General features: G+C 46.5%; 21 protein-coding genes. 10 read left to right on the top strand and 11 right to left on the bottom strand.

What is annotated here, in order from left to right:
* Window positions 1–211: 211 nt before the first annotated feature.
* Both PMG71_RS05315 and PMG71_RS05310 read right to left on the bottom strand, forming a co-directional pair.
* Window positions 212–1,342, bottom strand: a complete 1,131-nt coding sequence (locus PMG71_RS05315; protein ID WP_347179207.1) for a glycosyltransferase — start codon at window positions 1,340–1,342, stop codon at window positions 212–214.
* A gap of 176 nt (window positions 1,343–1,518) precedes the next feature.
* A complete protein-coding gene (locus PMG71_RS05310; protein ID WP_283752608.1) occupies window positions 1,519–2,673 on the bottom strand; it encodes a UDP-sulfoquinovose synthase in 1,155 nt (384 codons plus the stop codon).
* A gap of 426 nt (window positions 2,674–3,099) precedes the next feature.
* On the opposite strand from PMG71_RS05310, the gene PMG71_RS24080 reads away from it, so the two are divergent.
* Genes PMG71_RS24080 through PMG71_RS05300 form a run of 3 tightly spaced genes read left to right on the top strand, consistent with a single transcriptional unit; the run spans window position 3,100 to window position 3,780 of the window.
* Window positions 3,100–3,246 (top strand): DUF2281 domain-containing protein, encoded by a 147-nt coding sequence (locus PMG71_RS24080; protein ID WP_430540995.1) that lies wholly within the window; start codon window positions 3,100–3,102, stop codon window positions 3,244–3,246.
* A complete protein-coding gene (locus tag PMG71_RS05305; RefSeq protein ID WP_283752607.1) occupies window positions 3,227–3,475 on the top strand; it encodes a UPF0175 family protein in 249 nt (82 codons plus the stop codon). Before PMG71_RS24080 ends, PMG71_RS05305 begins: the two co-directional genes overlap by 20 nt.
* Complete coding sequence (locus PMG71_RS05300) at window positions 3,472–3,780, top strand: PIN domain-containing protein (protein WP_283752606.1); 309 nt, start codon at window positions 3,472–3,474, stop codon at window positions 3,778–3,780. The genes PMG71_RS05305 and PMG71_RS05300 overlap by 4 nt, the downstream gene beginning before the upstream one ends.
* A 44-nt stretch (window positions 3,781–3,824) precedes the next feature.
* Here the strand turns inward: PMG71_RS05300 and PMG71_RS05295 are convergent, their stop codons facing one another.
* From PMG71_RS05295 to PMG71_RS05285, 3 genes are all read right to left on the bottom strand, one after another.
* Window positions 3,825–4,085, bottom strand: coding sequence for a hypothetical protein (locus tag PMG71_RS05295; RefSeq protein ID WP_283752605.1), 261 nt, complete (start codon window positions 4,083–4,085; stop codon window positions 3,825–3,827).
* Window positions 4,086–4,174: 89 nt separating this feature from the next.
* The gene (locus tag PMG71_RS05290) at window positions 4,175–4,318 is read right to left on the bottom strand and encodes a hypothetical protein (protein WP_283752604.1); all 144 of its coding nucleotides are present in this window, start codon (window positions 4,316–4,318) and stop codon (window positions 4,175–4,177) included.
* Complete coding sequence (locus tag PMG71_RS05285; RefSeq protein ID WP_283752603.1) at window positions 4,318–4,512, bottom strand: hypothetical protein; 195 nt, start codon at window positions 4,510–4,512, stop codon at window positions 4,318–4,320. Before PMG71_RS05285 ends, PMG71_RS05290 begins: the two co-directional genes overlap by 1 nt.
* Window positions 4,513–4,706: 194 nt before the next feature.
* Between PMG71_RS05285 and PMG71_RS05280 the strand changes: the two genes are divergently transcribed.
* The 3 genes from PMG71_RS05280 (at window position 4,707) to PMG71_RS05270 (ending at window position 8,166) form a co-directional block, all read left to right on the top strand.
* A complete protein-coding gene (locus PMG71_RS05280; protein ID WP_283752602.1) occupies window positions 4,707–6,047 on the top strand; it encodes an AAA-like domain-containing protein in 1,341 nt (446 codons plus the stop codon).
* Window positions 6,048–6,051: 4 nt separating this feature from the next.
* Entirely contained in the window at window positions 6,052–7,626 is a 1,575-nt protein-coding gene (locus tag PMG71_RS05275; RefSeq protein WP_283752601.1) for an AAA-like domain-containing protein, read from the top strand.
* Between the two features lie 120 nt (window positions 7,627–7,746).
* Window positions 7,747–8,166: a hypothetical protein gene (locus PMG71_RS05270; protein ID WP_283752600.1), complete on the top strand. Its 420-nt coding sequence runs from the start codon at window positions 7,747–7,749 to the stop codon at window positions 8,164–8,166.
* A 360-nt stretch (window positions 8,167–8,526) separates the two neighbouring features.
* On the opposite strand, the gene PMG71_RS05265 is transcribed toward PMG71_RS05270, so the two are convergent.
* The 6 genes from PMG71_RS05265 to leuB form a co-directional block, all read right to left on the bottom strand.
* Complete coding sequence (locus PMG71_RS05265) at window positions 8,527–8,886, bottom strand: type II toxin-antitoxin system PemK/MazF family toxin (RefSeq protein WP_283752599.1); 360 nt, start codon at window positions 8,884–8,886, stop codon at window positions 8,527–8,529.
* Entirely contained in the window at window positions 8,861–9,112 is a 252-nt protein-coding gene (locus PMG71_RS05260) for a hypothetical protein (RefSeq protein ID WP_283752598.1), read from the bottom strand. Before PMG71_RS05260 ends, PMG71_RS05265 begins: the two co-directional genes overlap by 26 nt.
* 145 nt (window positions 9,113–9,257) lie before the next feature.
* Window positions 9,258–11,027, bottom strand: a complete 1,770-nt coding sequence (locus PMG71_RS05255; RefSeq protein ID WP_283752597.1) for an N-acetylmuramoyl-L-alanine amidase — start codon at window positions 11,025–11,027, stop codon at window positions 9,258–9,260.
* 13 nt (window positions 11,028–11,040) lie between these two features.
* Window positions 11,041–11,748, bottom strand: coding sequence for a Uma2 family endonuclease (locus PMG71_RS05250; RefSeq protein WP_283752596.1), 708 nt, complete (start codon window positions 11,746–11,748; stop codon window positions 11,041–11,043).
* 13 nt (window positions 11,749–11,761) lie between these two features.
* Window positions 11,762–12,532 (bottom strand): Uma2 family endonuclease, encoded by a 771-nt coding sequence (locus PMG71_RS05245; protein ID WP_283752595.1) that lies wholly within the window; start codon window positions 12,530–12,532, stop codon window positions 11,762–11,764.
* 126 nt (window positions 12,533–12,658) lie between these two features.
* On the bottom strand, window positions 12,659–13,741 hold the full coding sequence (leuB, locus tag PMG71_RS05240) for a 3-isopropylmalate dehydrogenase (RefSeq protein ID WP_283752594.1): 1,083 nt from the start codon (window positions 13,739–13,741) through the stop codon (window positions 12,659–12,661).
* A 140-nt stretch (window positions 13,742–13,881) separates the two neighbouring features.
* On the opposite strand from leuB, the gene PMG71_RS05235 reads away from it, so the two are divergent.
* The 4 genes from PMG71_RS05235 to PMG71_RS05220 all read left to right on the top strand — a co-directional run bounded on the left by PMG71_RS05235 (window position 13,882) and on the right by PMG71_RS05220 (window position 17,117).
* Complete coding sequence (locus PMG71_RS05235; RefSeq protein WP_283752593.1) at window positions 13,882–14,796, top strand: metallophosphoesterase; 915 nt, start codon at window positions 13,882–13,884, stop codon at window positions 14,794–14,796.
* A gap of 79 nt (window positions 14,797–14,875) precedes the next feature.
* Window positions 14,876–15,079, top strand: coding sequence for a DUF751 family protein (locus PMG71_RS05230; RefSeq protein ID WP_283752592.1), 204 nt, complete (start codon window positions 14,876–14,878; stop codon window positions 15,077–15,079).
* Window positions 15,080–15,126: 47 nt separating this feature from the next.
* The gene (gene rbfA / locus PMG71_RS05225; RefSeq protein WP_283752591.1) at window positions 15,127–15,528 is read left to right on the top strand and encodes a 30S ribosome-binding factor RbfA; all 402 of its coding nucleotides are present in this window, start codon (window positions 15,127–15,129) and stop codon (window positions 15,526–15,528) included.
* A gap of 17 nt (window positions 15,529–15,545) precedes the next feature.
* Complete coding sequence (locus PMG71_RS05220; protein ID WP_283752590.1) at window positions 15,546–17,117, top strand: glycoside hydrolase family 3 protein; 1,572 nt, start codon at window positions 15,546–15,548, stop codon at window positions 17,115–17,117.
* The last annotated feature ends 148 nt before the right edge of the window (window positions 17,118–17,265 follow it).

Raw genomic sequence — 17,265 nt, 5'->3', positions numbered from 1 at the left:
GACTAGATATAACCCACCATTTTAGGATTGTCACGGCCCTAGGGAGCAAGATGCTCCCACTCCAGTCAGATCAAAGAATTCCAGTCACGGCCCTAGGGAGCAAGATGCTCCCACTCCAGTCAGATCAAAGAATTCGAGGAGTGCGGGCATCTTGCCCGTTTCTTAACAAATTTTCATGTCCGCTTGCGGAAACCGGACTGGATATGACAGACTAAGCGGCTAGGGGTTGTCGGGTGCTGACAACAGCTTGATAATAGCGGCGCAGTTGTTGAGTCGCCGCACTCCAACCCCAGCGTTCCGCTTCTTGACGGGCATTTTGGCGCAGGGTTTCGCGCTCAGATTGGTTATCGAGGAGTTTTTGGGTGGCGGTAATTGCACCCTGGGGATCGCTGGGATCGAAGAGGTAGCCGTTTACGCCATCGGTGACAATATCGATGATGCCGCCGGTTCCCGCAGCGACGACGGGACAACCCGCAGCCATGGCTTCGAGGAGAACAAGTCCTAGGGTTTCGGTGCTGGAGGGGAAGACAAAGGCATCGGCGGAAGCGAAGGCGGAGGCTAGGGTTTGACCGCGCAGATAGCCGACGAAATGGGTGGGAGTTCCAGCAAAATGTTCTTCTAAAACGGCGCGGTTGGGGCCATCTCCCACGAGTGCCAATCTCGCACCGGGGATGCTTTCGAGGACGGGTTTGATGCGATCGATTTCTTTTTCTGCACCTAAGCGTCCGACGTAGAGGAGCAGGGGACTGTCGGGATGTCCTTGGGAGAGGCGATCGCGCATTTCTCTAGAGGCTAAACTGGGGTGGAATAATTCCGTATCGACTCCACGCTGCCATAAATCCACTCGTTCAATCTCATGGTTGATGAGTTCTTGTACCATCACACTAGAGGTACAGAGGTTGAGATCGGCTTGGTTATGGGCCCCTTTAAGCAACTCCCATAACACCGGTTCCAACACCCCTAACCCGTAATGTTGTAGGTATTGGGGCAGATGGGTATGATAGGAAGCCACTAGGGGAATATCAAACTTCTTGCCATAATAGAGTCCAGCTAAACCCAGGATCGCAGGGTTTGCCACATGGATGAGATCGGGATCGAAATCGGCGATCGCCTCCCCAATGGCTGGTCGCGGAAACGCCATTTTTAGCTCAGGATACCAGGGTAGGGGCATTCCCGATACCCCATAGATTTTAGCTCCCTTATATTCTGTCAGTCCCCCTTCCGGACAAACAATTAACACGCGATCGCCCAATCGTTGCAGATGATCGACGGTCTGGGTTAGACGAGTAACAATCCCGTCAATCTTGGGTAGAAATGTTTCTGTAAACAGAGCAATTCTCATAAAAAAGCGCAATCCTAAAGTAATTAAATAAAGAACAGTCACCCGTTATATAGCATTTTCATGGAATTCTTGCCCTCTCCCTCAATCCCTCTCCCAGGGGAGAGGGATTTGATCTCAACCGGACATCGAAAAACTATCAATCGGGTAACTGGTGACTGAAATAATGGGTCAAAAAACTAATTCCGCCGCCAAGACACTTTGGGAAGAATCTGACTTTCGTCCACCCGCCCTTTGTATTGTTGGGCTACATTAATCAAAGAATCGAGCAGGGATTCTTCCAAGTTGTGAGGTTCTAAACCCAGGTCTTTGAGTTTGGTATTTTTAGCATTAAAATAATGCTCTTCCAATTCCACACGAGGATTATCTAAATGGTTAATTTCCACATTTAATCCCAAATGGCGACCGGCTTTTTCTACCATTACCGCTAAATCACTGATGCTAAACATTTCAGTGAACTGGTTAAAGACTCTGAATTCACCGGAATTGGCGGGATTATTCACGGCAATTTCTATACAGCGCACCGTATCGCGGATATCTAAAAATCCTCTGGTTTGTCCACCTTTACCATAAACGGTGAGGGGGTGACCGATCGCCGCTTGAATACAGAAGCGGTTGAGCGCTGTTCCAAATACCCCATCATAATCTAGGCGGTTGATCAGCATTTCATCTCGTCGGGTTTGGTCTGTATGCACGCCATACACTACCCCTTGGTTTAGATCCGTGGCTCGCAAACCCCAAATCTTGCAGGCAAAATGGATATTGTGGCTATCATGAACCTTAGAAAGATGATAGAAACTTCCCGGTTGTTTCGGATAGGGAAGTAGATCTTTACGGCCATTGTGGTTAATCTCGATATATCCTTCTTCAATATCGATATTGGGGGTTCCATATTCACCCATGGTTCCCAATTTCACCAAATGGGTGTTTGGGAACTCTTCTTTCATGGCAAATAAAAGATTCAGGTTTCCAACCACATTATTGGTTTGAGTCATGACCGCATGTTCGCGATCGATCATGGAGAACGGAGCAGAGCGCTGTTCTCCGAAATGGACGATCGCCTCTGGTTCAAATTGACGCAAGGAGCGAATCAAGAAGTCATAATCATTGATATCGCCAATAAACAGATCGATCTTTTTGCCAGTTAATTCATGCCATTTGCGTAACCGTTGCTGAATAGGTGCGATCGGTGTCAGAGTCTCAACACAGAGTTGTTGATCCCAATGACGGCGCACGAGATTATCCAGAATCCCTACTTCATAACCATGGTCAGACAGATAGAGTGCGGTAGCCCACCCACAATAGCCGTCACCACCAATAACCAGGACTTTCATAACGTAACTCGATTCAAAATCATTTACCGATACTCGGTCAATGTATCAGGTTTGTGTCCCCTGTGACACATTTCTTAAAGAAATATTGCTATTGGTAGTTTCTCGATCATCATAGACAGTGCCTGGGATGTCAAGGAGAGGCGATCGGGGAGGCGATCGGGTAATTGGGGTCAAAGGGCTTTTGGGACTTCAACAAGTGGTAGGTGCGCCCAAAATCTGGGCAAATGGGGGGTGTTGGTTGTGATTGAAGGGGATTTACAAGAAGCAATGGGGGTTGATTGGGGTGGTTAGGGGCGATCGCTCTGAAAATGGCTCTACGGATATCGCCACACGAGTAATTTAGTTTACCCTATCATTGTATAATTTTGTATAATACAGATATAAACAAAGTTAATTGCGTTTAGTCGAAATTGGGGATAAACAACGATGAACCTCCGTGAGCAAGCGATTAATAATATTGAAAATCTACCAGAAGAATTAGTACATGAAGTTAATAACTTTATTGAGTTTTTGATAATCAAGTCTCAAGATAAAGAGATGAAAATGTTGTCTTATGAGTATTGTTATTTCTGATGAAATCCTGCAAGCTTCTCGACTGACTCCTGATGAGTTTCGTCAGGAAATTGCGTTGCATTTGTTTGAAAGCGGACGCTTAACTGTAGGTTATGCAGCTCAGTTGGCTAATTTGTCACTGCATCAGTTCCGTCAGCTTCTAGAGCAGCGCCAGATCCCGCTTTATTCCTATGATGTGGAGGATTTTGAGTTGGATGTCAGAAACCTGCGGGAGTTGGGGCGCTTGTGATTGTTGTTAGCGATACTTCAGTGATAACGAATTTGGCAGCGATCGCCCATTTACACCTGTTACCTCAACTCTACAGTCCCATCATTATTCCAGAAGCCGTATATCGGGAACTGGCAGATATCGATCCCCCGGTTCCCGGAACCCTTGAAGTTCAAACGGTTTCTTGGTTTCAGGTTCGCTCTGTTGTGAACCGGGAGCAAGTTAACCATCTGCAATATGAGGTTAGGCTAGATGCTGGGGAATCTGAGGCGATCGCCACAAAGAGAGGGCAAAGGGAAAGGGCGATCGCGCGATCGCCCTTATAAGCGTTATTCTTAAAACCGACAATGGTATTGAAGTGAGTCCTCCTCTAACGTTGGGTGGGCGGGTAGTTCGTGGGAACTAAGCCACCGTCATCTTCTTTGTCTTTGGTATCGCTGATCCAAGTCGGACTCATCTGTTGAGTTTCTTGGACTTGGGGAGCAGGATTAACCCGGATGCTCATGATCGTTACCATGATTACCAATCCGAAAAACCACAAGGGATAAATGGCTTGTTGGTTTTTAACTTGTGGACAACACTGGGTTTGATGGGGACAACGGCAGCAGCAAGCTTGATTGTGATTAGACATGATTGATTGTTTCCTTGCTCATGGATAGGGTAAAACTTGGGGAAACCCCTCTTCTGGTAAGGCTTTGAGAAGAGGGATTAGGCACTAGATTAGCTAGAAGCGATCAGGACAATAAAAACATCCCCATTCACTTCTAGATAAATGGCTTCCTGCCGTGCTTTATTTCCGTAGTCTTGTAAGAGTTGATAGAGCAGGTCTAAAATCTCTTCATTGGAGGAAAACAGATTGTTCATTAATAGTAGACCTCCACAACCCAATTGAGATCCCAAACCAGGAGACCGTCGGGATTTTGCCATCCTCCAAGGGAGAGGTAAAGAGTAAATCCCCCAAAAGTTTGGCCAATTTGCCGCAGTACAGGTAAAGCGTGCGGAAGCGTCCAGAAAGGAATCTGAAGCTTCAAATACCGATCCTTCTTGATATGTGTCATAGTTGGAGACCATCATGCTATGATGGTCGATAAGTAATAAAAATTTAAGGCCTGAGACAATAACCCAATTGTCTTGGGCTTTTTTGTTGTCTAGTCTTATTTCAAGACTATCGTACTGGCTTACGCATGTCAAGAGATTGACGACGCACTTCATTTTATAAGCTACGCATCTTACATTATGATATAATCCGCGTATGGACAAAAGCCAATTTGACAAACTACTCCAGCAGCTAGAGGACTCAGCGCCAGAACGGTATGAGATCCTTCGGAGCTTTTTAGCCGGACAGTCAGCCAAAGACATCGCTCAAGCCAAGCATCTCGCTGGTGGAACAGTGAGAAAGCACTTATCAGAGGTGTACAAATATTTCCAGATCCTAGGTAAGGGAAACAAGCAACCCAAGCTACTGAATCTCTTTCTTCAACATTGCCCCGATATGGTGGCGGAGAATCATCCGTTGAGGGCGAAGATACAGCAAGAGCTAACTATCCCTTTGTTAACTGGGGTTGTTACTGTTGATTCTCCTCGTTATGTACAGCGAAACATACAAAGTAGAATTGAGCTGGAGTTTAGAAATCTTCCAGAGGATCAGCGATTATTATTACGGATCAAGGGCGCACAGGGTTTAGGAAAGTCAAGTTTATTACTGCGAATAGAAGAATGGTTATCAACTGAGTGTAAACATCAAGTTGCCCGTATTGATTTATCGAATCTTGAGGATACAGTTTTTGAAGATTTGGAGACATTCTTATATAATTTTACTTATATAGTCACTCAAGCATTTAGATGTAAGTCCGATGGTTTAGATGAATTTTGGCAAAAGAAAATCGCTGTAGGCATTCGTTGCACGGACTACTTAGAAGCTTTTGTTTTTTCTAAAGTGCCCGATCCTAAAACCCTAATTATTGACGGACTTGATAAAGTCATTGGTTTGAAACTAATTCAATCTCCATTTCTTCAACTTCTCCGCTCATGGCATGAACAGCACATGAAGAAAAATAGTCGCGATCAGCAGTTAGTCTTCCCTAATCTATTGCTGGCTTATAGCACAGAACCCTATGCCCAATATGAGTTATCTGGCAGTCCTTTGGACAATGTAGGCTTGCCTTTAGAGCTTCATGAATTCACAGATAATCAAATTGAAACTCTAGCTCAAAAGTACGATCTGAGGTGGAGAAAACAGGAAGTCCTTCAACTCAAAGACTGGCTAGGAGGATATCCAGAGTTACTCAATCATGCTTTTTATCATATTAAACGAGAAGGACTGAACCTTAATGATTTTTTAGCCAAAGTAAAACAACCGGATAGCCCTTTAATTGGGCATTTGCAAAAGAAACTTAAATTACTGCAAGACCACCCCAACCTCGCTCAATGCTTTGAACAAATTCTGCAAAAGCAACCCTGTGTGAATCAATTTGCTAAGTTTCAACTGGAAAAAGCTGGGTTAATTAAACTGGAAAATGGTCAATATCAGGTGCGTTGCAGGCTGTATCAGGAATATTTCCAAGAACATCCACTGGTTAATCATGAGGGTTAAGGAAATGAGACAATACTATCAAGGTGTCAAAGGAGGAGCATTATCCTTAGAAGCATCAACCTATATTAAGCGTCTTGCTGACTGGGCACTCTATAAATTTTTAACCCAAGAGACGACGCAACAATGTTGTTATATTCTCGCCGCACGACAATCGGGTAAAACTTCCTTAATGATTCGCATTGCTGACCAATTACAAGATGCTGGTTATCATTGCGTGACGATGAATTTACAAGGGTTTGGCTCAACAGTTAATGAAGCCTCACTTTGCCAAAGTTTACTCTGGGAGATTGCGGCTACATTTCCCGCACCTGAAGCTCGAATGCTGACTCAGAATATCGAGCAGCGTTCGCAAGAGATGGCTAATTATCCTTCCGCTTTACAATTTCGAGAATCCCTGAAATACCTGATGGAGTATCTGCGGGACAAAGGGACGGAAAAACTGATTGTTTTCTTGGATGAAATCCAGAACTTGATCTCTTGGAAGCTGCAAAATAGTTTTCTGGGTTTGCTCAGAGCTTTAGGGCAAGAGGAAACCTTGAAGTCGGTTAAGTTTGTGCTTTTGGGGGTGGCCAAACCTACAGATATTCTAACCGATCCGGCCGTGGCGTTCAACACAGCTAAAGGAATTGAATTAGGACGGTTAGATGAGGGGGACTGTAGCGCCTTAATTCAAGGATTAGCCGGATTAAATTGCGATCCTGAACAGCTATTTCAAGAAATTCTCATCTGGACAGGTGGTAAGCCATTTTTAACTCAATTTGTCTGTAATCTCTGTATTGAAGAACTTAACATTACTGGAGATGACAATATTTCTACAGCCGTGCAAGAGCTGCTTGAACAGAAACTGATTAATAATTGGCGCAGTCATGACACCCTCTCGCATTTCCAAGAAGTGGAACGATGGTATAGAATCGGGTATACTACGGTTGAGGAGCGAATCCGCGCTCTAGAGCTATATAAACAATTGTTAAAACAAGTCAATAAAATTTACTTTGATGGAGGTCGTGAAGAGCAAATCAACTTGATTGTATCAGGTTTAGCAGCCAAATCTGAAGATTATATTAACGTTTCCAACCGGCTGTATCAAAAGGTGTTTAATCAGAGATGGATAGAGGAAACCCTGAGCTTTCTTATCTCAGAACCCATGTCTGAGCCAGAAATCCCAGAGGATCTCGATCCTATATTGTTCAAGGGCTTAAAGTCAAGATATATTGATGGGATGGTTGTTGCTCTGTGTTCTGAATCGGAGGGAATTGACAACCTCAAAGTCAAGAAACAGCTATTTAAAGAGGACATCAATGAGACTGAGAAAATTATAGATAGAGTTTTGAAAACAGTCGCAGATATATGGAGTGATTGGCATAAGTCATGGCTTCGTTATTTTGATATACAGTTAGATCGAAAAACGACTATTGAACAATTAACTTTTTATGTTTTCGATCTGAACCAGCATAAAGTTTTAATTATTTTTTGGTCTAACCTACCGGAAAAAGATGGCAATGATAGTCAACACGCCCTTTATTTCAGCTACAAGAATCAACTCTATCAACAAATTTCAAGTTTGTTTTCTCATAGGTGAATTCAATTGCTGTTTTTTGTGTGAAGATGTAAAAGTTAACCCAAAGATTATTGACAAAAATTTGTTACAAATATTACAATACAAGCGTCTTATTTTAAGTACATAGATGAGGATGGGATCATGGCTAATGAATACAAAGATCTTGATGATGTCAAAGCCGCACTGAAAAAAGTATTCAATAAGTGTTCCAAAAATCGGAATAATATTGATAGTGTGGGTTTGATTTATAATAGAGGAGTGGTGCTGACATCAGACCAGAAAATCGATCAAAGGATTGCTGCTACATTGGCGAATAATTTTTTTCAAACAGCAAAAAATAGCTTTGGTGATAGTTCAAATTTGAAGGATATCACTTGCATGATTGAAGAAGAGGGCAAGTTAATTGCTTGGACTGTCGTGCATGTGGTAGACAATACTGCCCTAATTTTTTCAGGGGATCTTGAGGACGATGAGATGAACTTAAACCTACATCGCTCTTGTATTAGTGGATATAAGGATGAATTGATTGAATTAGCTAAAAAGTTTATTGAGTTTACATAAGTTATTGATGTTGTAGCGGCGGGTTATACCAACATTTAGGAAACCCATAAATCAATGTCCTAAACCCGCCCTCACCATTTCGGTAGGGGTGGGGCAGGTTTACAGAAGTTATGGATGGGAAATGGGGGATATCGTTAAACCTGCCCCTACAAGAATGGGGAATTATCGATGTTGTAGGGGCGGGTTATACCAACATTTAGGAAACCCATAAATTAAGGTCCTGAACCCGCCCTCACCATTTTGGTAGGGGTGGGGCAGGTTTACAGAAGTTATGGATGGGATATGGGGAATATGGTTAAACCTGCCCCTACAAGAATTGGGAATCATTCTTTTGATGTTATGTCCATCGGTTTTCTCTCTTTACAATCCCAGTGTATGCCTCAATGCTATATCAATTTCTGATGTCGGAATCGCACCAATAATGCGATAAACCGCAGCCAGAGATATGGTTGCTAAATTATCCGTCATAATCACCGAATCAGTCAGTAAACCCGACTGCCCTCCTACAGGAGAATTGAGTAAAACAGTCACCCGACTCGGATGACCCGCTCGAAACATTTGGCTAGTCACCATAGCCACAATAATCTGTGATAACCCCGTTTGTAAATGATCCGCTTGCACGATTAAAGCCGGTCTAGTTTTAGCAGAAGTCAGATTAGAATTTGGGAAAAGCACTAAGGCCATATCACCCCGACTAACCGTTGGTTTTGGCTGCGTCATAGTTGTCATAAACACTCATTTCTGGACTCTCCCAATCTTCTGCAAATGAGGCTAGACTTCCTCGTAAACGTCCCGCTTCCTCCTGAGTGATTCCCTGAGCCTCTAGGTTAATGTCATTGGAGCCTACAAACGTCACGACAACTGAACTCCCTTCCACCCAATCATCAGGCAGTTCAATCAGTTCTATCCATCCCTGGTGATAAATCCCTTTAACCTGAGTAACCATTGCCTCTTCTCAAAACTGCAAATGTTAGGAAAAGTATACCCATCCAACTGCTCAATTAAAAATAAAAAGTTTTGTAGGGGCGGGTTTTACCCATATCTAGGATACCAACCCATCAATGTCCTGAACCTGCCCTCACCCGGTCATCTCACTGTTGACTTTCACTCACCCAAACAACAATGGCATCAGCGAGAGTGTTGGCGAGTTCTTGTTGAGATTGGGGATCGACGATCCACTCGAATTCTAGGGGATTAATCATAAAGCCTAATTCTAACAGAACGGAAGGGGCGATCGCCGGACGAGCCAGAGCTAAGTTATTCCAAAATACCCCATAGGAGGGCCGGTTTAGCTCATCCACCAAATACTGATGTAAAAATACCGCCAAACTATGAGCTTGGGGATGATACCAAAACATGCCCACCCCCGCCGTATTCTCCGCATCTCCGGCATCAGGTAAGGCATTATAATGGATACTCAGAGCGAGATCCGGTTCTTGCGCTTCAATGATCTCTACCCGGTCATGGGGCCAGAGGTCATCATCCCCTTCGCGGGTCATTAATACCGTGGCTCCCCGCTTCCGTAGCTCGTCCCGCAACAGCTTAGAGACTACCAAATTCACATCTTTTTCTGGATAGCCGTTTGGCCCCCTTGCGCCCAAATCATTCTCGCTCCCATGGCCCGGATCGAGCAAAATTCTCATCCCTTGCAAGGGTTGCGAGGATGAGCCAGAAGCCTGGGGAGGATGGCGTAACGACAAAATTAAGGTTGTGCCCTCATAACGGAGCTTGTAGCCCCACTGTTGCTCGGTTTTGAGGGCAAATGTATAGTCGATGCGGGTCGGTGAAACTTGTTCCCAATCTAGGCGCTTAATCAGGGGGTCATCATTGAGATAGATGGTATCGGTTTGGGCGGTCGTATTATACAAACTCAGGGTGATACTATTTTGGCGCTGCTGAATGCTGACGGGAACCGCTACTTGCAGGGGAAAGACAATTTCCGTCCATCCAGGAATTTGACGAGCGCGAATACTGCGAATCAGGGAAACAGGAGGGGCGGCACTGGAAAAGATCCGTGTTTCTTCGCGCTTGATCCAGGCTCCATAGTCTAATCTGAGCCATTCCCCTTCTTCGGCGGTAATTTGGGCGCGGGTTCCTTTGGGAAGGGGGGTTAACCGGGAATAGTTGGTACTGGGGCCGGTACGAGCGACTCCATTTTCGGCGGTGACTTCGGCAATTTGAAATTCGACAGGGGAAAGGATAGAAATTTGTCCTGGGGCGCTTTGGCTCAGGGTTTGGCCGTTCAGAGTCAGGGTAAATTGGGGTTTGCCCAGGTTTTGACTCTCTGAGATGAGGGGAAGGGTGGCACAGCCTTTATAGGTGGTGCTTTCGAGGGTGGTGGGTTGGTTTTCTCCGGTGAGGACAGCAGAGTTGGGGGGCAGTTCGGTTAGGGAGGAGAGGGGGGTTAGGGGTAGGGTTTGTTGCCCTAGGGTAACGGTGACGGTGGCTTGGTTAGGAGCAATGGCGGAAAAACAAACTTGTTCTCCGGGGGGTTTGGCGATGTTCACTTGGGGAGTGAGCGATCGCTCGGCAAAGTTGAGACCAACGGGAGCAGGTGGAAGGGCAGAGTTGCGGATAATGGTAATCTGCTTTTCCTGGTTCCCATGGCGCAGGGTGAAGGTATTCTCGCCCATGTCCAGGGGGAAACTGGGGGCAAAATGGCCTCCAGGGGAGCGGGAAATGACCTCACCATTGACCCGAACTTCGCCGCCAATGGGAGCTGTGCCAATGAGGAAGATGCGATCGGCGGTGGTTTGATGGCGATCGCCAGGATAGGCAATAAAGATATCAGAATTGGCAACAGCAGGAGCGGCGATCGCCACCGTACTCAGAACCAGAATAGAAGATAAAATAAATTTCACAGGATTATCAATATTATTCATTAATTTCAATGCCAGCAGCTCGCAATTGGGCGGCTAGGCGATCGGCTCGTTGCCGCTCTTGCTCGACTTTCTCTTTACCCCACAGCAAAAGATTACCCTCTTCATCCCACCAGCGTAGCCAATAGCTCTCTAGGTTTTCTCGACACCCTTGCCACACTCCCAGATATAAACCCATTTCTGGTATCCAAAATCGCCCGTCTGGATTCGGAGACTGGCGATCGTAGCGTTGCTGGTTGCCTAAACGATAGAGTTCTAATTCTCCCGTTTTCGGGTCAAAAATGCCGTAATTTGGCACTTGCAGGATTTGTTCGTAATAGAAATACTTGCCTGGGGGATAGGTGGCTTTTGTCGAATATTCCCCCCCGTCAGTATCCGATAAAAATTCTAGGACAATAACCGGCAGATCTCCTTGTAGGTTTGGCGTATAACTGCGGATGACCTCTGGACGCTCAACGCTGATCTGGGGGATATAAGCCCAATCGGGAGCTTTAACGACCATTTTGCCATTGACTGTGGCACAGATGCCATAGTTAGTAGGCGTTAGGGCCTTTTCGGGTAATTTTCCAGCTTGGTCTAAGCTTTCAGTGAGGGCAGCAGCTAGAGCGGGTTGATGAATATTATCCACGGGATCGTCGGGGAGTATAAAGTCCTCCGGTAGTTTTTCCCAAGTAATTTTATAGGCTGAGGAGGTGGCTATCATGGTTTATGGTTCATTATTCATTGATTTCAATACCGGCGGCTCGCAATTGGGCGGCTAGGCGATCGGCTCGTTGTCGTTCAGTTTCGGCTCGTTGTCGTTCAGTTTCAGCTTGCTGCCGTTCAGCATCGGCTCGCGATCGCTCTTGCTCGACTTTCTCTTTACCCCACAGCAAGAGATTACCCTGTTCATCCCACCAGCGTAGCCAATAGCTCTCTAGATTTTCTCGACTCCCTTGCCACACTCCCAGATATAAACCCATTTCTGGTATCCAAAATCGTCCGTCTGGATTCGGAGATTGCAGAGTATAGCGTTGCTGGTTGCCTAAACGATAGAGTTCTAATTCTCCCGTTTTCGGGTCAAAAATGCCGTAATTTGGCACGCACAAGATTTGTTCGTAATAGAAATACTTGCCTGGGGGATAGGTAGCTTTTGTCGAATATTCCCCCCCGTCAGTATCCGATAAAAATTCTAGGACAATAACCGGCAGATCTCCTTGTAGGTTTGGCGTATAACTGCGGATTACTTCTGGACGCTCAACGCTGATCTGGGGGATATAAGCCCAATCGGGAGCTTTAACGACCATTTTGCCATTGACGGTGGCACAGATGCCATAGTTGGTGGGCGTTAGGGCCTTTTCGGGTAATTTTCCAGCTTGGTCTAAGCTTTCAGTGAGGGCAGCAGCTAGGGCGGGTTGATGAATATTATCCACGGGATCGTCGGGGAGTATAAAGTCCTCCGGTAGTTTTTCCCAAGTAATTTTATAGGCTGAGGAGGTGGCTATCATGGTTTCAGGTACTGGGAAGGGTCGTTGATTATTATATCAAGTTTGGATGGGGGGATGGGGGGAACTAGGGAGTGCGAGCCTCTTGCTCGCTGTTCCAGGGAGCGCCCAGGTTCCCTTACTCCCCTGTCATGATAGAGCCTTTAGTAGCGCTTCTCCCATTTCCCGACATCCCACTAACTTCTGTCCTTCAGACATAATATCGCCTGTGCGATAACCTTGATTCAAAACGGTTTGTACTGCATCTTCGATCGCCTGCGCTGCTTGGGGCTGATTCAATGCATAGCGCAACATCATCGCTCCACTGAGAACCTGAGCCAGGGGGTTAGCCTTATCTTGTCCGGCAATATCGGGGGCTGATCCATGGACGGGTTCAAAGACTCCAGGGCCCGATGCGCCTAAACTGGCTGAGGGTAACATGCCAATACTGCCGGTTAACATGGCGGCAGCATCGGAGAGAATATCCCCAAACAAGTTACCGGTGACGATGGTATCAAATTGTTTGGGCGCTCTCACCAGTTGCATGGCGGCATTATCCACATAGAGATGGGACAGTTGCACATCAGGATAATCATCGGCCATGGCGGTGACGCGATCGCGCCAAAGTTGCGATACTTCCAGTACATTGGCCTTATCCACCGAACAGAGTTGACTGTTGCGCTTTTGGGCAATTTCAAACGCAACTTTGGCGATGCGATCGATTTCCCCTTCCGTATAGGCCATGGTATTCACGCCCCGTTTTTGCCCAGTTTCGGTCTCAAAAATGCCTTTCGGTTCGCCAAAATAGACCCCACCGGTCAATTCTCGCACCACCATAATATCAACGCCTTCCACCACTTCCCGTTTCAGGGTAGAAGCATCAATCAGTTGGGGTAAAATGGTTGCCGGTCGCAAATTGGCAAATAATCCTAACCCCGATCGCAACCCCAATAAACCTGTTTCCGGTCGTTGCTGACGAGGCAAATTATCCCATTTATAGCCCCCAATGGCTGCCAGCAAAACCGCATCACTTTGACGACAGGTATTGAGGGTTTCTTCCGGGAGGGGGCTACCGGTAGCATCGATCGCCGCTCCACCGATCAGGGCTTCTTGAAAGCTAAACTCTAAATCAAACTTGGGGGCGATCGTCTTTAAGACATCCACCATCACCGCCATAATTTCCGGCCCAATGCCATCTCCTGGAAGGAGTGTAATCCGATAATGCTCAGTCATAACCTTATGGGTTTATTTGTTGCAGAAGGTTTGCAAGGTTTAAATATAGCGCTAATCTCGACTCTAATTAGCCGTAAGCACAAAAGAAAGTCAAGTTATACTGTCTAAATATCACCAATCGTGAATTAACCCAAACCCTAATGAATATTAAACGTCGTGAACTGCTGCGTTGGGGAGCTGGAATTGCCCTAGGATGGGTAATCGGGAAAAAAATTGTATTGAATCGCTCTCAACCTCCCTTAGAAATAGCGATCGCCCAAAATAACTTACCCCCTAATACTCCGGATCAAACTCCCCTGTTGCGATTTTTCTCTGTTGCCGATACGGGAACCGGGGCCCGGGGTCAATATGCAGTGGCCTCAGCGATGACTGAGTATGGCCAGAATTTTCCCTGCGAATTAGTGGTTTTAGCTGGTGATAATATTTACAATAATGGCGAAATTGAGAAAATCAAAGCAGTTTTTGAAGACCCCTATAGCCCTCTCTTGCAACAAGGAATTCCCTTTTATGCCTGTTTGGGAAACCATGATATTCGCACGGATAATGGTGTGCCTCAAACCCAATATCCTCTCTTCAATATGGGAGGAAAGCGTTACTATAGCTTCCGTCGGGGTAAGGTGCAATTCTGGGCTTTAGATACGAATGGTAATGCAGATTGGGTGAATCAACTGGCTTGGTTAGAGGAAGGCTTAAAACAATCAGATGCCCTCTGGAAAATCGTGTTTGGCCATCACCAAATCTATTCTTCTGCCCACTATGGCTTAAATAGGAAGTTGATTACCACCCTCACGCCTTTGTTTCAAAAATATGGGGTGCAATTGTATATCAATGGCCACGATCATGTCTATGAACGCACCTATGCGATTAATGGTACAACTTACCTGATTTGTGGAGCAGGGGCAGGCTTGCGGGATGTGGGACATTCAGAATGGACGGCCTATTCTGCTTCTCGTCTGAGTTTTGCGGCCCATACTGTGTATGACGATCGCCTGGTTATCCAGGGTATCGGAACCGATGGTCAAGTGTTCGATCGAGGTGCGGTTTCGGTTTCCTAGGAAGAAGGGATGGTGAGTGTTCCCTGTCAACGGTAGAATAGCCAGAGACCTGTTCAATTTTGGCAATTTAACTAATCCCATGGGAGATTTCTTTCAGAACGTATCACGGTATCCTCGGTATTTGATTACCTTTACCCTTGGCATTTTCTTCTTTCTGTTCAAAGCCATTCAACCCCTGTTTAAGAATCCGGTAACGGCGATCGCCACTTTGGGACTGTTAGTTTCTGGCTTTGTTTTCCTAACCCTGACATTACGGGCTATGCTAGGATTATCTCCGGTGTGAACTAGAGAAGATAACCCCTAATTACCCTAAAGTGTGGAGGAAGTCTTATGGCTAACAGTCGTCGTGTGTCTCGCGTGTCCTCCCAAATTAAACGCGAAGTCGGCCAAATGTTGCTTCATGACATTAAAGATGACCGAGTAGGGGCGGGTATGGTCAGTGTTACGGATGTGGATGTCTCTGGAGATCTGCAACATGCGAAAATTTTCGTCAGTATTTACGGGACGGAAGAAGCCAAAGCGGAAACCATGGAAGGCTTACAGTCTGCAACTTCCTTTGTTCGATATGAACTGGGCCATCGGATGCAGTTACGGCGGACTCCAGAGGTGGTGTTTTTGGAAGATAAATCTTTGGAAAGAGGCGATCGCCTGTTGCATCTGATTAACCAGATTTCCCACGAGCATCCCCCCCAGGAAGACTCGGAAAATAGGGTCGCTGAAGACAATGAGTAACACTGTGGTGTAGAGCTATGTCAGATCCAACCCCTGCTTCTCCTCTGCCCGATCCAGCTTCTCTGTCCTTAGAACAACAGGTTGCCCAAATGGTGGTGATTCGAGCGAGTGGTTATTTGTTCGATTATCAAATTCGTTATCCGGACTGGGAACCGCCGAATGAGACGCTGAAACGTTGGATCGCCCAGTGGGGGGTGGGGGGAGTCATCCTCGTGGGTGGGAGTGCGGCAGAACTCCACGATCGCATTAACAGTTTGCAAAGTTGGGCAACCTTTCCCCTGTTGGTGGGGGCAGATGTGGAGGAAGGGGTAGGACAACGCTTTAGTGGAGCTACCCATTTCCCGCCCCCCATGGCTTTGGGGGCGATCGCCGAAAAATCCCCCCAAGCGGCTCGCCATTATGCTCAACAGATGGGGGAAATGACGGCGAAAGAAGCGGTGGCGATCGGTTTGAATTGGCTCTATGCACCGGTGGTTGATGTCAATAATAATGCTCAAAATCCCGTGATTAATGTGCGGGCATTTGGGGAGACACCGCAACGGGTGAGTCAGTTAACGGCTGCTTATATTGAGGGGGCTAAACCCTATCCGATTTTAACCACGGCCAAACATTTTCCCGGCCATGGGGATACAGCCGTAGATTCCCATCTGGAGTTGCCGGTGCTTCCCCATTCAGCAGCGAGGTTAGGGGAAATTGAGCTACCGCCGTTTCAGGGGGCGATCGCCTCTGGAGTCGATAGCATTATGAGCGCCCATCTGCTGATTCCGGCTTGGGATGAGCAGTACCCAGCCACATTATCGGCCAAAATCCTCACCCAGAAATTGCGGCAAGAGTTGGGATTTATGGGCTTAATTGTTACCGATGCTCTGGTGATGGGAGCGATCGCCAAACATTATGGCAGCAACGAAGCCGCCGTTTTAGCGGTGCAAGCGGGTGCAGATATCCTCTTGATGCCCCAAGATCCTCCAGGGGCGATCGCCGCCGTTTGTGCCGCCGTCAGAGCGGGAACCATCCCCCCAGAGAGCATTCAAGCTTCTGTAGAACGCATTTTTCAAGCGAAACAAAAAGTTAAACCGAGACCCAATTCTCCGCAATTTCCCCAGGCTTTGGCAACCCCAGAAACTCGCCAAGTGGTGCAATCTATTCTTCGGGATGCCCAGGAAACGGGCGGTAATCTCCCCCTTAATCCTCTAGGGGGCTGTAATTTAATTGTAGTCGATGATGCTTTGGATTGTTCCGTATTGGCTAAACCAGCGCCCGCAATTACGATCCCCGAATCTCAGGGATATCAGTTTAAGCTAGTAGACCGTCATACCCCCAGTTCAGCCAGCCCAGGTCAAGAGCCAACTTTGTTACAATTGTTCGTTCGGGGTCATCCCTTTCGGGGCAGTTCCACGTTGAATGAAACGGCGATCGCCTGGTTTGAAGCCTTACTCAAAGCCGATCGTTTGCAAGCCTTGGTGATTTATGGCAGTCCCTATATCCTGGAAATGCTACGTCCCCAACTGCCGAAGGATGTGCCTTATGTGTTTAGTTACGGACAAATGCCGGATGCTCAGGCGATCGCCCTGAAAACCCTAGGGTTTTGAACGTTCCTGTTATATCAAGTTCGCTTATTCATGTCCGCGAAGCGGAAATACCCTAATTAAAAATCCAGGGAGCAAGATGCTCCCACTCCAGTCAGATCAAAGAATTCGAGGAGTGCGGGCATCTTGCCCGCTTCTTAACAAATTTTCA

It is taken from the genome of Roseofilum acuticapitatum BLCC-M154, from assembly GCF_030068475.1.
Classification (GTDB): Bacteria; Cyanobacteriota; Cyanobacteriia; order Cyanobacteriales; family Desertifilaceae; genus Roseofilum; species Roseofilum acuticapitatum.
The sequence above is the reverse complement of the archived record's forward strand: the minus strand, read 5'-3'. Positions and strand labels throughout refer to the sequence as shown.

Excerpts from the sequence above, each read along its gene's own strand:
- PMG71_RS05310 (WP_283752608.1), bottom strand. The coding sequence starts at position 2,673 with ATGAAAGTCCTGGTTATTGGTGGTGACGGCTATTGTGGGTGGGCTACC.
- PMG71_RS05305 (WP_283752607.1), top strand. The coding sequence starts at position 3,227 with ATGAGTATTGTTATTTCTGATGAAATCCTGCAAGCTTCTCGACTGACT.
- PMG71_RS05315 (WP_347179207.1), bottom strand. The coding sequence starts at position 1,342 with ATGAGAATTGCTCTGTTTACAGAAACATTTCTACCCAAGATTGACGGG.
- PMG71_RS05245 (WP_283752595.1), bottom strand. The coding sequence starts at position 12,532 with ATGATAGCCACCTCCTCAGCCTATAAAATTACTTGGGAAAAACTACCG.
- leuB (WP_283752594.1), bottom strand. The coding sequence starts at position 13,741 with ATGACTGAGCATTATCGGATTACACTCCTTCCAGGAGATGGCATTGGG.
- rbfA (WP_283752591.1), top strand. The coding sequence starts at position 15,127 with ATGGCTAACAGTCGTCGTGTGTCTCGCGTGTCCTCCCAAATTAAACGC.
- PMG71_RS05290 (WP_283752604.1), bottom strand. The coding sequence starts at position 4,318 with ATGAACAATCTGTTTTCCTCCAATGAAGAGATTTTAGACCTGCTCTAT.
- PMG71_RS05250 (WP_283752596.1), bottom strand. The coding sequence starts at position 11,748 with ATGATAGCCACCTCCTCAGCCTATAAAATTACTTGGGAAAAACTACCG.
- PMG71_RS05280 (WP_283752602.1), top strand. The coding sequence starts at position 4,707 with ATGGACAAAAGCCAATTTGACAAACTACTCCAGCAGCTAGAGGACTCA.
- PMG71_RS05285 (WP_283752603.1), bottom strand. The coding sequence starts at position 4,512 with ATGACACATATCAAGAAGGATCGGTATTTGAAGCTTCAGATTCCTTTC.
- PMG71_RS05275 (WP_283752601.1), top strand. The coding sequence starts at position 6,052 with ATGAGACAATACTATCAAGGTGTCAAAGGAGGAGCATTATCCTTAGAA.
- PMG71_RS24080 (WP_430540995.1), top strand. The coding sequence starts at position 3,100 with ATGAACCTCCGTGAGCAAGCGATTAATAATATTGAAAATCTACCAGAA.
- PMG71_RS05295 (WP_283752605.1), bottom strand. The coding sequence starts at position 4,085 with ATGTCTAATCACAATCAAGCTTGCTGCTGCCGTTGTCCCCATCAAACC.
- PMG71_RS05235 (WP_283752593.1), top strand. The coding sequence starts at position 13,882 with ATGAATATTAAACGTCGTGAACTGCTGCGTTGGGGAGCTGGAATTGCC.
- PMG71_RS05220 (WP_283752590.1), top strand. The coding sequence starts at position 15,546 with ATGTCAGATCCAACCCCTGCTTCTCCTCTGCCCGATCCAGCTTCTCTG.
- PMG71_RS05265 (WP_283752599.1), bottom strand. The coding sequence starts at position 8,886 with ATGACGCAGCCAAAACCAACGGTTAGTCGGGGTGATATGGCCTTAGTG.
- PMG71_RS05230 (WP_283752592.1), top strand. The coding sequence starts at position 14,876 with ATGGGAGATTTCTTTCAGAACGTATCACGGTATCCTCGGTATTTGATT.
- PMG71_RS05260 (WP_283752598.1), bottom strand. The coding sequence starts at position 9,112 with ATGGTTACTCAGGTTAAAGGGATTTATCACCAGGGATGGATAGAACTG.
- PMG71_RS05270 (WP_283752600.1), top strand. The coding sequence starts at position 7,747 with ATGGCTAATGAATACAAAGATCTTGATGATGTCAAAGCCGCACTGAAA.